Origin of the sequence: Pseudomonas sp. A6, assembly GCF_052367875.1 — a bacterium.
Classification (GTDB): Bacteria; Pseudomonadota; Gammaproteobacteria; order Pseudomonadales; family Pseudomonadaceae; genus Pseudomonas; species Pseudomonas citronellolis.
The window spans coordinates 4,535,381-4,548,664 of the sequence record NZ_CP198970.1 but is presented as its reverse complement, the minus strand read 5'-3'; the positions used below and the strand labels follow the sequence as shown (position 1 = coordinate 4,548,664).

General features: G+C 67.2%; 10 protein-coding genes and 1 pseudogene. 3 read left to right on the top strand and 8 right to left on the bottom strand.

The annotated features are described in order from the left end of the window. Window positions 1–74: 74 nt before the first annotated feature. Together ACTWJ5_RS19965 and ACTWJ5_RS19960 are read right to left on the bottom strand one after the other, a co-directional pair. On the bottom strand, window positions 75–959 hold the full coding sequence (locus ACTWJ5_RS19965; protein WP_276215921.1) for an SDR family NAD(P)-dependent oxidoreductase: 885 nt from the start codon (window positions 957–959) through the stop codon (window positions 75–77). Next, window positions 956–2,540, bottom strand: a pseudogene (locus ACTWJ5_RS19960) (flavin-containing monooxygenase). The gene ACTWJ5_RS19965 and the pseudogene ACTWJ5_RS19960 overlap by 4 nt, the downstream one beginning before the upstream one ends. 78 nt (window positions 2,541–2,618) lie before the next feature. On the opposite strand from ACTWJ5_RS19960, the gene ACTWJ5_RS19955 reads away from it, so the two are divergent. After that, a complete protein-coding gene (locus tag ACTWJ5_RS19955) occupies window positions 2,619–3,308 on the top strand; it encodes a TetR family transcriptional regulator (protein ID WP_009619444.1) in 690 nt (229 codons plus the stop codon). A 173-nt stretch (window positions 3,309–3,481) separates the two neighbouring features. Here the strand turns inward: ACTWJ5_RS19955 and ACTWJ5_RS19950 are convergent, their stop codons facing one another. Together ACTWJ5_RS19950 and ACTWJ5_RS19945 are read right to left on the bottom strand one after the other, a co-directional pair. Next, window positions 3,482–4,312, bottom strand: a complete 831-nt coding sequence (locus ACTWJ5_RS19950) for a metal-dependent hydrolase (protein WP_249917030.1) — start codon at window positions 4,310–4,312, stop codon at window positions 3,482–3,484. A 453-nt stretch (window positions 4,313–4,765) separates the two neighbouring features. After that, window positions 4,766–5,695: a LysR family transcriptional regulator gene (locus ACTWJ5_RS19945; RefSeq protein WP_261748401.1), complete on the bottom strand. Its 930-nt coding sequence runs from the start codon at window positions 5,693–5,695 to the stop codon at window positions 4,766–4,768. Between the two features lie 166 nt (window positions 5,696–5,861). On the opposite strand from ACTWJ5_RS19945, the gene ACTWJ5_RS19940 reads away from it, so the two are divergent. After that, window positions 5,862–7,070 (top strand): acyl-CoA dehydrogenase, encoded by a 1,209-nt coding sequence (locus tag ACTWJ5_RS19940; RefSeq protein ID WP_058489189.1) that lies wholly within the window; start codon window positions 5,862–5,864, stop codon window positions 7,068–7,070. Between the two features lie 620 nt (window positions 7,071–7,690). Here the strand turns inward: ACTWJ5_RS19940 and ACTWJ5_RS19935 are convergent. Together ACTWJ5_RS19935 and ACTWJ5_RS19930 are read right to left on the bottom strand one after the other, a co-directional pair. Further along, complete coding sequence (locus tag ACTWJ5_RS19935) at window positions 7,691–9,805, bottom strand: putative bifunctional diguanylate cyclase/phosphodiesterase (protein ID WP_444436377.1); 2,115 nt, start codon at window positions 9,803–9,805, stop codon at window positions 7,691–7,693. 34 nt (window positions 9,806–9,839) lie between these two features. After that, a complete protein-coding gene (locus ACTWJ5_RS19930; protein ID WP_074985355.1) occupies window positions 9,840–11,471 on the bottom strand; it encodes a methyl-accepting chemotaxis protein in 1,632 nt (543 codons plus the stop codon). Between the two features lie 220 nt (window positions 11,472–11,691). On the opposite strand from ACTWJ5_RS19930, the gene ACTWJ5_RS19925 reads away from it, so the two are divergent. Beyond that, complete coding sequence (locus ACTWJ5_RS19925) at window positions 11,692–12,039, top strand: helix-turn-helix domain-containing protein (RefSeq protein WP_253390669.1); 348 nt, start codon at window positions 11,692–11,694, stop codon at window positions 12,037–12,039. A 37-nt stretch (window positions 12,040–12,076) separates the two neighbouring features. Here ACTWJ5_RS19925 and ACTWJ5_RS19920 read toward each other — a convergent pair whose 3' ends face one another. Both ACTWJ5_RS19920 and ACTWJ5_RS19915 read right to left on the bottom strand, forming a co-directional pair. After that, entirely contained in the window at window positions 12,077–12,262 is a 186-nt protein-coding gene (locus tag ACTWJ5_RS19920) for a hypothetical protein (RefSeq protein ID WP_009619452.1), read from the bottom strand. After that, window positions 12,231–13,271, bottom strand: a complete 1,041-nt coding sequence (locus ACTWJ5_RS19915) for a TerC family protein (protein ID WP_116424991.1) — start codon at window positions 13,269–13,271, stop codon at window positions 12,231–12,233. The genes ACTWJ5_RS19920 and ACTWJ5_RS19915 overlap by 32 nt, the downstream gene beginning before the upstream one ends. Window positions 13,272–13,284 lie beyond the last annotated feature (13 nt).

Below are 13,284 nucleotides of genomic sequence, written 5' to 3'. Positions count from 1 at the left end.
ATGGCGTTGAGCGAAGCGATACCCATCAAGAAAAAAGCCCGCTCCAAGAAGCAGGCTTCTCCTTTCACCACCCCCTACTTGGCCTCATACCCCTCCGGCCGCGCCTTGCCCTTGGGCGCAAAACGCGCCGCCAAACGCATGCTGACGGTAACCACCTTCTGATACCACACCGGCAACACCCGCAGCATCACATCGATGGCATGTGCATCCGCGCCAATGAGAATGCGCCGCGCGTCGCGCTCCACGCCGCGGATGATCACCTGGGCAGCCTTGTCCGGGGTTGTACGCAGCAACTGGTCGTTGAACTGCTGGCGCGCGGCGTTGGCGTTCTGCCCGGTGACCTTGGCCAGGCTGTCGTTCATCCGCGCGGTCCGGGCGATGTTGGTCTTGATCCCGCCGGGGTGCACGCAGCTGGCCGAGACCGCGCCGCCTTCCATGTCCAGCTCCTGGCGCAGCGATTCGGTGAAGCCGCGTACGGCGAACTTGGTGGCGTTGTAGGCGCTCATGCCCGGCTGCGAGAACAGCCCGAACACGCTGGAGACGTTGACGACGTGCCCTTCGCCGCTGGCCTTGATGTGCGGCAGGAAGGCCTTGGTGCCGTACACCACGCCCCAGAAGTTGATGTTGGTGATCCACTCGTACTCTTCGTACTCGCTGCCTTCCACGGTGCCGGCGTGGGCCACCCCGGCGTTGTTGAAGACCAGGTTGACCTTGCCGTGCTCGGCCACCACCTTGTCGGCCCAGGCGTGGACCTGCTCGCGCTCGGCGACGTTGACCACCTCGGTGGAGATGCGCACGCCGTAGGAGGCCAGGGCCTGGCGGGTTTCCTCAAGGCCGGCGGCGTTGACGTCGGCCAGCGCCAGGTGGCAGCCGCGCGAGGCCAGCTCGCGGGCCAGGGCGCGGCCGATGCCGGAACCGGCGCCGGTGATGGCGGCGACTTTGTTCTCGAAGGACTTCATGCCGGGACCTCCTCGGCGCGGGGTTGCTGGGTGACTGCGGTTTCCTCGAACGGCCTGGCCTTCAGATGATAGGCGGCGGCGTCGAAACTGCGGGTGAGCAGGCGGAAGCGCCAGGTGAAGCCCGGCCACAGGGTGCAGTTACGCCCGCTCACCGGGTGCAGGTACCAGCTCTTGCAGCCGCCGGTGTTCCACACGCTATGGTTGAGCCCGCGCTGCAGCTTGAGGTTCCAGCGCTGCTGCTCGTCTTCCTTGACCTCCAGGCTGAGCAGCTCGCGGCGCTGCATCAGCTTCAGCGCGCCGAGCACGTAGGCGATCTGCGACTCGATCATGTAGACCATGGAGTTGTGGCCCAGGCCGGTGTTCGGGCCCATCAGGAAGAACAGGTTGGGGAAGCCGCGGGTGACGGTGCCCTTGTAGGCTTCCGGGCCCTGCGGCCAGGTGTCCAGCAGGTCCACGCCGCCGCGGCCGAACACGGTGCCGCGGGGAATGGGGTCGTTGGCGGTGAAGCCGGTGCCGAAGATGATCGCGTCCACCTCGCGCTCCTGGCCGTCGGCGGTGACGATGCTGTGCTCGCGGACCTCGCGGATGCCGTCGGTGATCACCGAACTGTTCGGCGCGGCCAGCGCCGGGTAGTAGTTCGGCGACATCAGGATGCGCTTGCAGCCGATGGTGTAGTCCGGGGTCAGCTTGCGGCGCAGTTCCGGGTCCTTGACCTGCTGGTGGATGTAGCGCACCGCCAGCTTGCCGATCATCTTCATCGCCCAGGGCGCGAAGGTGAAGCCCAGCACGCGGCCTTCGAGCATGCTGTAGAGCGCGCCGCGCCAGAGCTTCTGCACCAGCGGGAAGTGCTTGAAGCGCGCGCGCTCCTTGTCGCTGATGGCGCGGTCGGGCTTGGGCAGGATCCACGGCGCGGTGCGCTGGTAGAGGTCCAGCCTGGCCACCAGCGGCTGGATTTCCGGAACGAACTGGATGGCCGAGGCGCCGGTGCCGATCACCGCCACGCGCTTGCCCTTCAGGTCGTAGTCGTGGTCCCAGTGCTGCGAGTGGAAGGCGTGGCCCTTGAAGCTGTCCAGGCCCTTGAGGTCGGGGGGCGAGGGGATCGACAGGGCGCCCATGCCGGAGACCACCGCCTGGGCGGTGTAGTGGTTGCCGGCGGCGTCGTGCAGGTGCCAGAGGTCGCGCGCCTCGTCCCATTCCAGGCGCTGGATCTCGGTGTTCAGCAGGGTGCGGCCTTCCAGGCGGTACTTCTTCCAGCAGTTCTCCAGGTAGCCGCGGATTTCCGGCTGGCGGGCGAACATGCGCGTCCATTCCGGGTTCGGCTCGAAGGAGAAGGAGTAGACGTGGGACTGCACGTCGCAGGCGCAGCCGGGGTAGTTGTTGACCCGCCAGGTGCCGCCGACGCCGGCGTCCTTCTCGAACAGCAGGAAGTCGTCCTCGCCCTGCTGGCTGAGGCGGATGGCCATGCCCAGGCCGGAGAAACCGGTGCCGATGATGGCCACCTTGCAGTGTCTGACCGCGGCAGTCTTAGGTTGAGTTCCCATTTACCTGGCTCCTGTTATGCTTGTGTGCAGGCGTATACAACTGTCTACGTGCTGCCAATGTAGACATCTGTATACTTCGCGGGCAACCAATCTTTAGGGTGGGCGAGGTGGGGCAAGGATGAGTCTGGAACCGGACGCGGTAACACAACGCCAGGATGCACCGGGCAAGCGCCTGCTGATGGAGGCGGCGCTGCGCCTGGCCTCCAGCCGGCGCAGCCTGAGCAGCATCGGCCTGCGCGAACTGGCCCGCGAGGCCGGGCTGAACCCCAACACCTTCTACCGCCACTTCGCCGACGTCGATGACCTGGGCCTGGCGATCATCCGCGACATCGCCACCCAGCTGCGCCAGCCGCTGCGCGAACTGCGCCGCGAGGCGGCCGGGCGCGCGCCGGCGGCGGGCGGCGCGGCGGCCACCCCGCTGGGCCTGGACTTCGCCCGCGGCCAGCGGGTGTGCGAGGAGACGGTGCGGCTGTTCTTCGACTTCGTCGAACGCCACCCCGAGGCCTTCATCATCGGCGTGCGCGAACTGCACGGCCCCTCGGCGGTGCTGCGCGAGGCGCTGGGCCAGGTGATGGACGACTTCGGCGCCGACATGGCCGAGGACATCGCCCTGTTCCGCCTGCTGCCGGAGGTGCCGGCGCAGGAGGTGGCGCAGCTGTCGCGGCTGATCAGCCGGCAGCTGTTCCAGCTGTCGCTGGATTACCTGGAATTGCCGGAAGGGCAACGGGGCGAGGTCTGCGCGCTGGCGGAGCGGCAGGTGTTGCTGCTGTTCACCGGGGCGGCGGTGTTGCAGGCGTTGGGGGTGTAGAGCCGCCCGCGCCGAGCTGCTCTTCGTAGGAGCGAGCTTGCTCGCGAACAGATTCCGCTGCGGGGTTTGTTCGCGAGCAAGCTCGCTCCTACGAGAAGCCGGGCTGCACCTGTAGGAGCGCGCCCTGCGCGCGATTCGCGGGCAGGGCCCGCTCCTACAGGTGAAGGGGCGGCTCAACCAGCGAAGTCGAGTTTGTCCTTCCAGTACTTCTCCAGCGTCTTGGTGTCGTGGTCGAAGGGATGGAAGCCGGGGCGGAAGTAGTCCAGCCAGGGCAGCACGAGCTGGGTGAAGTAGCCGTTGCGCAGGCCGAACAGGGTGACCAGGCCGTGCTTCCAGCTGCGCCAGTTGAACAGCTGGCGGTCGCGGCGCAGCAGGTGGATCTGGAAGCCACCGATCACGCCGAGGAAGATCACCGTGGTCAGCAGCATCACCGCGGTGCGGGTGAAGTAGCCGCCGTAGACCTGCTGGTAGACGTCGTAGGCCACCGCCTTGTGCTCGTTCTCCTCGATGGCGTGCCACATCCACAGCTTGTACATCTTCGGCGAACGCATCTGCGTGCTCAGGTCCTCGCGGCGCAGCAGGCGCTCGGCCATGGTCGCGGTGAAGTGCTCCAGGGCGCAGGTGATGGCCAGGTCCTGCTTCTTGGTGGTGACCTTGCTGATCGCGCCGAGCAGGTGCTTGATGCGCAGCTCCAGGCGTTCCAGGTCGATGCCGTGTTCCTCGGCGTATTCGTTGTAGGCCGCGTGTTCCTTGGAGTGCATGGCTTCCTGGCCGATGAAGGCGGACACGTCCTTCTGCAGCTGCGGGTCCTGGATGCGGTCGCGCACGGCGCGCACGCTGTCGACGAAGAACTTCTCGCCATAGGGGAACAGCGAGGACAGGTTGTTCATGAAGTGCGACATGAAGGGTTGATCGTCCCACCAGTACTTCGGCGTCTCGGTGAAGCTGAAATCCATGCGCCGGACGGGGAAGTGGGCGCGGAGCGGTTCGGTCTGGACGTTCATGGGCGACTCCTTGTTGTTGTTCGACGAGCCCCGGCGGCGGCATGGACAGGCAGTGGCGCCGGCGGGGCGGAGGGCCTGACACGGTGAATGTGTCATTGGTTGATGTAATTGTTGGAAGGATTGTCGGACAAGGGAGAGGTCCGATCCGGCCATGGCCCGGTGAAATGCGGCCAAGCGAGGGCCGGCCCGACCTTGGATAGGGGGAAAGGGGGGCAGGGGCGGGAGAGGTGTTACCGGGGGCGTAGGGCGGATAACCGTTCGCGGTTATCCGCCGCCTCACCGTGGCCGGTTCTCGCGCGGCGGGGTTCCGGAAACCCTGGCCGATTACGAAATCGGCACTACCGGGCCTATGGTGCGTGGGGCGACGGCGTACAACCGCGAACGGTTGTACGCCCTACAATGCGCGTTTGGGGGGGGCGGCGGGCGTCGAGGTTGCCGGCGGCTCCAGGGGCTTCAGGACTGCTGCGCTTCCCGCGCCTCGCGGGCGGTGACCTGCTGGCACAGCTCGATCAGTTGCTCGCGCATCCAGCGGTTGGCTGGGTCCTGGTCGGTGCTCTCGTGCCAGTACAGGTGGGTTTCCAGCTTGGGCACGTCGCTCACCGGCAGGTCCACGTAGTGCAGGCTGTGGTGGCGGGCGAAGCGCTCGGGCACCGTCACCGCCATGTCGGTCTGCTGCACCACGTTGGAGGCCATCAGGTAGTGCTGCGAGCGCAGGGCGATCTTGCGCTGCAGGCCCATCTTGCCCAGGGACAGGTCGATGTAGCCCAGGCCGCTGCGGCGGCTGGAGATCTGGATGTGCGTCAGCGACAGGTACTCCTCCAGGCTCAGCTTCGGCTTGGCCAGCGGGTGGCCGTGGCGCATGGCGCAGACGTAGCGGTCTTCCATCAGCTTGACGTGGCGCACCTGCGGGTCGGTGTTCAGCGGCGCGTCCACGGCGAAGTCCAGGCGCCCGGCGGCCAGTTCCTTGGTGGTCTCGCGGCGCTTGGAGAGGAAGCTCTCGATGTGCACGTTGGGCGCCTGGCGGCGCAGGCGCTGGAACAGCGGCGGCAGGATGATGGCCTCGGTGAGGTCGGTCATGCTGATGCGGTAGGTCTTGCTCGCCTGCTGCGGGGTGAAGGTGCGGCTTTCCTGCACCGACACGCGCAGCAGCTGCAGGGCGTTGCGCACCGGGCCGATGATGTTCTGCGCCATGGGCGTGGGCACCATACCCTGGGCGGTGCGCACGAACAGCGGGTCGTTGAAGGTTTCGCGCAGGCGGGCGAGGGCGTTGGACACCGCGGGCTGGGTGATGCCGACGATCTGCCCGGCGCGGGTGAGGTTGGCTTCGGTGTAGATGGCATCGAAGACGATGAACAGATTCAGGTCGACCTTGTTCAGGTTCATCCCGTGGCTCCGCTTGTCATTGTTGTGGCCGGATCATACCCGGGATGGCGGACCATCATGCGGGTTATGAATGTTCATTGATTCGGATAATAGGCTAGGTAAATCGTGCTGCCTGTTCTAGCATCTTCCTCGACACAAGACAAACCCCTGCCAGAAGGTAGCCCCCATGGATTTCGCCTATTCCGCCAAGGTCCAGGATCTGCGTGAACGCGTCACCGCGTTCATGGAAGCCTATGTCTATCCCGCCGAGAGCGTCTTCGAGCAACAGGTAGCCGAAGGCGACCGCTGGCAGCCGACCCAGGTCATGGAGGACCTCAAGGCCCGCGCCAAGGCCGAGGGCCTGTGGAACCTGTTCCTGCCCGAGTCCGAATACGGCGCCGGCCTGACCAACATGGAATACGCCCCGCTGGCGGAGATCATGGGCCGCTCGCTGATCGGCGCCGAGCCGTTCAACTGCTCGGCCCCGGATACCGGCAACATGGAAACCCTCGTCCGCTACGGCAGCGAGGAACAGAAGCGCACCTGGCTGGAGCCGCTGCTGCGCGGCGAAATCCGTTCCGCCTTCGCCATGACCGAGCCGGGCGTGGCTTCCTCCGACGCCACCAACATGCAGGCCAACGCCGTGCGCGACGGTGACGAGTGGGTCATCAACGGCCGCAAGTGGTGGACCTCCGGCGCCTGCGACCCGCGCTGCAAGGTGATGATCTTCATGGGCCTGACCAACCCGGACGCGCCGCGCCACCAGCAGCACTCGATGATCCTGGTGCCCAGCGACGCCCCCGGGGTGAAGATCCTCCGCCCGCTGCCGGTGTTCGGCTACGACGACGCGCCCCACGGCCACGCCGAGGTGCTCTTCGAGAACGTCCGCGTGCCCTACGAGAACGTGCTGCTGGGCGAAGGCCGTGGCTTCGAGATTGCCCAGGGCCGCCTCGGCCCGGGCCGCATCCACCACTGCATGCGCTCCATCGGTATGGCCGAGCGCGCCCTGGAACTGATGTGCAAGCGCGCCACCAGCCGCACCGCCTTCGGCAAGCCGCTGGCGCGCCTTGGCGGCAACATCGACCACATCGCCAACTCGCGCATCGAGATCAACCAGGCCCGCCTGCTGACCCTCAACGCCGCGTACATGATGGACACCGTGGGCAACAAGATCGCCCAGAGCGAGATCGCCCAGATCAAGGTGGTGGCGCCCAACGTCGCCCTGCAGGTGATCGACCGCGCCATCCAGATCCACGGCGGCGCCGGCGTCTCCAACGACTTCCCGCTGGCCTACTGGTACTCCATGCAGCGCACCCTGCGCCTGGCCGACGGCCCGGACGAAGTGCACCGCATGGCCATCGGCAAGTACGAGATCGGCAAGTACATGGGCAAGTGAGTGCCGGTTGGTAGCTGAGGCCCCATGTGGGTCACGGGAACGCCGTTTCTCCGAAGGGGAAGCGGCGTTTTTGTGTGTGGACCTCGTTCGGGCGGTTTTTTGTAGGAGCGAGCTTGCTCGCGAACGGGGTTTCCCGGTGGCGTAGGTGCTGGGCTTGAGAGCGCCCTCACCCCAGCCCTCTCCCGGAGGGAGAGGGGGCCGTTCGGAGTGGGCGGTGAATCCGGCGTCATCCTGAAACGTAGGGCGTATAACCGTTCGCGGTTATACGCCGCAGCCTAACGGGGTTTCCCCGGTGGTGTAGGTGCTGGGGGTTGAGAGCGCCCTCACCCCAGCCCTCTCCCGGAGGGAGAGGGGGCCGTTCGGAGTGGGCGGTGAATCCAGAGTCATCCTGAAACGTAGGGCGTATAACCGTTCGCGGTTATACGCCGCAGCCTAACGGGGTTTCCCCGGTGGCTTAGGTGCTGGGGTTGAGAGCGCCCTCTCCCCAACCCTCTCCCTGAAGGGAGAGGGGGCTGTCCTGAGTGGCTTGGAGGTCAGGCACCATCCTTCCCCCTCGTCATTCCCGCGAACGCGGGAATTCAGTGACTGCCCGGTTCGCGAGCAAGCTCGCTCCTACAGAATCACCCCGCCACCTGCCTTGCCTTCAGCCAGGCCGCGAAACCTTCGGCCGGTAGCGGCGGGGACAGCAGGTAGCCCTGGGCCACCGTGTAGCCCTGGGCTTCGAGGATGCGCAGTTGCTCGGGGTTCTCGATGCCCTCGGCGACCACCGTCATGCCCAGGCTCCGGCCGATGTTCAGCACGGCGTCGCTGAGGGTGCGGCTGGTGCTGTTGCTCTCCAGGTCGCGGACGAAGCTGCGGTCCAGCTTCAGTTCCTGCACCGGCAGGCGGTTCAGCCGGGCCAGGCTGGAGTAGCCGGTGCCGAAGTCGTCCAGGGACAGGCGGATGCCCAGTTCGTGCAACTGGTCGAGCACGCCCAGGGTGTCGCTGTCGGCTTCCATCAGCGCGCTTTCGGTGATTTCCAGGGTCAGGTCGGTGCCGTGCAGGCCGTGCTCTTCCAATGTACGCAGCACCGCGACGGGCAGTTGCGGGTCCTGGAAGTCGCCGGCGGACAGGTTGACCGATATCTCCGGCACCTGCAGGCCCGCGTGGCGCCACTCGGCCAGTTGCCGGCAGGCTTCGCGCAGCACCCAGCGGCCCAGTTCGATGCTCAGCCCGCATTCCTCGGAGAGGGGGATGAAGCGCTCCGGGGAGATGTTGCCCAGCTGCGGGTGGTGCCAGCGGGCCAGGACCTCGGCGCCGCGCAGGCGGCCCGCGCGGATGTCCACCAGCGGCTGGTAGTTCAGGTGCAGGCGCTGCCTGGCGAGGGCTTCGCGCAGGGCGCTCTCCAGCGCCACGCGTTCCTGCGCCAGGCGCTCCAGTTCCTCGCTGAAGAACACCTGGCCGCCGCGGCCCTTGCCTTTACCCTTGGCCTGGTTCATCGCCATCGCCGCATGGCGCAGCAGGCTCTGGAAGTCCTCGCCATCCTCCGGGAACAGGCTGATGCCGATGCTCGCCGACGGGTTGTGGGGCGCGCCGGCGACGCGCCAGGGCGCGTCGAGGGCGGCCTTCAGGCGGGAGAGGTGGACGCCGGCCGCCGCGCGGTCGCAGCCCGGCAGCAGGACGACGAATTCGTCGTTGGTCTGGCGCCCGACGTGGTCCTCGTCGCGGCAGGCCTGGCGCAGGCGCCGGGCGATGGTGCGCAGCAGCTCGTCGCCGGAGGGGCGGCCGAAGGAATCGTTGATCTGGCGGAAGCGGTCCAGGCCGATGTATAGCACCGCCAGGCCCTGCCGGCGCGCGGCGGCGCCGGCCAGTTCGGCGCTGGCCAGGTTCTGCAGCAGGTGGCGGTTGGGCAGGCCGGTGAGGTCGTCGTAGTAGGCGAGCTGGTGGATGCGCGTGCGCGCCTGGTCGCGCTCCAGCACCAGCGCGCAGAGGTGCGTGCAGATGTCCAGCAGGCATTGTTGCGTCGCGCAGGGCGCCTGTTCCCCCCGGCCGTAGCAGACGAAGCTGCCGATCAGCTGGCCGGCGCTGGAGCGGATCGGCGTGATGCTGCAGCTGCGCAGCTCCGGCGGCAGCAGGTGGCGGTAGGCGGACCACAGCGGATGGCGCTCGACCTCGCCGGCCCAGGCGCCCTCGCTGCCCGGGCCGTCGCCCAGGGGCAGGCCGTCCAGGGCCTGCAGGTAGGCGGGCGGCAGGCTCGGCCCGGCCAGCGGGTGCAGGCGGCCTGCGTTCACCCGCAGGACCGAGGCGCTGGTCCGCGGCAGCAGCCGTTCGATCTCCAGGCAGGCAGCTTCCATCAGGTGTTCCGGCGGCTCGTCGCGGGCCATGCCTTCGAGCAGGCGGTCCAGCAGCACCTCGTGGATTTTCGACTGGGTGATCTCGGTGAGCGCCAGCAGCTGCAGGTCGGGCTCGCCGGTGGCGCGGTTCAGCCCGGTGCTGGCGATGCCGCACCAGATGCGCCGGCCGTCATGGCAGCGCACCAGGGCTTCCACGCGGCCGTTGGCCGCCGGCTGCGCGTCCACCAGTTCGTCGAACGGGCGGCCCACCAGGCTTTCCGGGGCATGGCCGAGCAGCCGGCCGAAGGCGCGGTTGCAGTACAGCAGGCGCTGCCCGTCGTCGTTGATGCAAAGAGCGGTCTCGGCATGCTCCAGGGCTTCGGAGAGCATCCGGGGGAGGTCGGGAATACTGCGGATCGGCATGCTTGCACTCCGGCCTGGTGGTCGAGGAACGGGGCTAGAGCTTGAAGCGCAGCACCATGTCGTTGAGCTCCACCGCCAGGCGCGACAGCTCGTGGCTGGCGGCGCTGGTCTGCTGGGCGCCGGCCGCGGCGCGGGTGGACAGGTCGCGGATGTTCAGCAGGTTGTGGTCCACCTCGCGGGCCACCTGGGCCTGTTCCTCCGCGGCGCTGGCGATGACCAGGTTGCGCTCGCTGATCTGGCCGATGGTCTCGAACACCTGCTCCAGGGTCTGCCCCGAGGCGCGGGTGCGTTCCAGCGTCGCCCGCGAGCGCTGGGCGCTTTCGTTCATGGATTCGACGGCGCGCCCGGTGCCCTGCTGGATTTCCTCGATCATCTGCTCGATTTCCTGGGTCGAGTCCTGGGTGCGGTGCGCCAGGGTGCGCACCTCGTCGGCGACCACCGCGAAGCCGCGCCCGGCTTCCCCGGCGCGCGCCGCCTCGATGGCGGCGTTGAGGGCGAGCAGGTTGGTCTGCTCGGAGACCGCGCGGATCACGTCGAGCACCTTGCCGATGCCGTTGGCCTGGGCCTCCAGCGTCTGCACGTGCTGGGCCACGGCCTGGATGCCGTCGGCCATGGCGCCGATCTCCTCCAGGGTGGTGCGCACCTGGTTGCGGCTCTGCTGGGCGAGCTGGTTGGAGGCCTGGGAGGTTTCCGAGGTGGCGCTGGCGTTGCGCGCCACTTCTTCGGCCGCGCTGGTCATCTCGGTGACGGCGGTGGCCGCCTGTTCCAGCTCGCGGTGTTGCTGGCTCAGGCCCTGGTTGCCGTCCTCGGTCACCGCGCTGAGCTCCTCGGCGGCCGCGGCCAGGCGGCTGGCCGAGGCGGAGATGCCGCTGAGCATGCCGCGCTGGCCGTCCTGCATGTGGCCGAGGGCGCCGAGCAACTGGCCGATCTCGTTGTCCGCGCCGGCCGCGATGCCTTGGCGCAGGTCGCCCAGCGCCAGCCGGTCGCAATGCTCGCCGGCCTCGCGCAGCGGGGCGAGCACGCAACGGGCGATGAACCACCAGCAGGCGCCGAGCAGCAGCACCGCCAGGCTGGCCAGGGCGATGGCTTCCACGCGCGCCATGGCGTAGCGCTGGTGGGCGTCGAGCATCACCGCCTGGGCGTGCGCCTCGATCCGGCTTTCGAAGGCCAGCAGCGCCTGGTCGAGGCGGTCGTTGGCCTCGCGCGCCTTGAGGTTGCTCTGGATGTAGCCGCTCTCCGAGCCGGCGCGCAGCACCTGCATCTGCTCCACCAGCACCGCGTTGTAGTCGTTGAAGGCCGCCTGCAGCGCCTTGCCCTGGGCCTGCCAGTCCGCCTCCTCGCCATTGGACTGGCTGAAGCGGGCGAAGCTCTCGCCGGCCTCGCGGAACAGTTCCTCGCTGCGCTGCACGCTGACGCGGGCCTTGTCGGCATCGCCGGCGCGCGCTTCGAGGAAGGCGCCGGCCATGGCGATGCGCGCGCGCAGCAGGCGTGCGTAGGCTTTCTGCAACTGGTTGTTGCGCTCCACCGCCACGCGGTTCAGCGACTGGATCTGCTGGTCGCTGCTGCGGGCGCTGTTCCAGCCGGTGAAGATCGAAAGCAGGAGGGCGGCGGCCAGGGCGGCCAGGACGATGAGCATTCCCGTGCGTATTTTCAGCTTGGACAACATTGCGGACTTCCTTTCGTGGCAAACCACCATCGGACCGGCTGCGCCATGGGGGCGAAGTGATGGCAATCAGCCCTATCCTGTTCTCCCGTGAAAAGGAAAGTCAATTAGTCAATGATCTATTAAGAAACATTTGTAGACGTCATGCGTCCTTCAGCCGCACGCAAGCTCCCCTGAAAATGGCTTGAGGCGTTATATCGGATGATGTATGAGGTCAATTCGCATGAAAGGTCGGAACGTGGTCCATGAAGTCGGCGCAGCCATCGCCAACCGCCGCAGGGCCAAGGGGCTGACGCAGGCACAGATAGCAGAGGGGATAGGGGTGGAGAAGGAAACCATCAGCCGCATGGAGAACGGCGTGATATCGCCGACGTTGCAGCGCCTGGGGCAGATCGCGGAAATCCTCGAATGCCCGCTGAGCGACCTCTTCCGCAAGGACTCGATCGACGTCGCCGAGCAGGCCGAGGCCATCGGCGACCTGCTTCAGGAGCTGGCGGAAAGCGAGCGGGTGCTGGTGGTGAACCTGATCGGCGAGATCGTCAAGGTGCTCAAGGGTCGGCGCAGCCACTAGCGCCGCTGCGAGCGCCCCGCCGGCGGCGGGCGGGGGCTCAGGTGCGTTCGTTGGGTTCGTCTTCGCCGCGCTGCTGCCACCACTGGCGGCGCACATGCAACTGGGCGGCGAAGGCGCGGGCCAGGGATTCCTGGGAAAAGCGCAGGCCGCGGCGGCCCAGGCGCACCAGCCACCAGGGCCGGCCCTGGACTTCAATGGCCTCGATCTTCACCTCGTCCTGCATGCAGGGTCTCCCGGCTGACGATTTCCAGCTCCTGCTCGCCTGCCTTGCGCGTCTTGAGCAGTGACAGCAGTATGCCACCAGCGAGCAGGCCGAAGGTTACCCCAAGCGAGAGCACGGCGGGAACCTTGCCGATGAAGCCGTGGGCGAAGATCTTCGCGCCGATGAACACCAGCACCAGGGCCAGGGCGTACTTCAGGTAGACGAAGCGGTGGATCATCGCCGCCAGCGAGAAGTACAGGGCGCGCAGGCCGAGGATGGCGAAGATGTTCGAGGTGTAGACGATGAACGGGTCCTTGGTGATGGCGAAGATCGCCGGCACGCTGTCCACCGCGAACACCACGTCGGCCAGCTCGATCAGGATCAGCGCCAGGAACAGCGGGGTGGCGAAGCGCACCAGCTTGCCCGAGGCGTCCGGCTTGCGCACGAAGAAGTGGTGCTCGTGGAGCTGCTCGGTGACGCGGATGTGCTTGCGCAAAAAGCGCAGCACCGGGTTGTTGGCCAGGTCGGGTTCTTCCTCGTGCCTGACCAGCAGCATCTTCACGCCGCTGAACAGCAGGAAGGCGCCGAACACGTACATGATCCACTCGAACTCGCTGACCAGCGCCGCGCCCAGGCCGATCATGATGGCGCGCATGACGATGGCGCCGAGGATGCCCCAGAACAGCACCTGGTGCTGGTAGCGGCGGGGGATGCCGAAGAAGCCGAAGATCATCGCCATGACGAACACGTTGTCCATCGACAGCGACTGCTCCACCAGGAAGCCGGTGTAGTACTCCATGGCGCTGGTGGCGCCGAACTCGTACCAGACGAAACCGCCGAAGGCCAGGCCGCAGCTGAAGTAGCCGGCCGAGAGCAGCAGGCTCTCGCGCACGCCGATCTCGTGGTGGTCGCGCTGCAGCACGCCCAGGTCGAGGAACAGGAGGAGGATGACGATGGCCAGGAACAGAAGCCAGAACCAGGCGGCGGTGCCGAGGAAGGGGGTGTTGAGGAAATCCAATAGGGGTGCCATGCGGGCCCTCTCT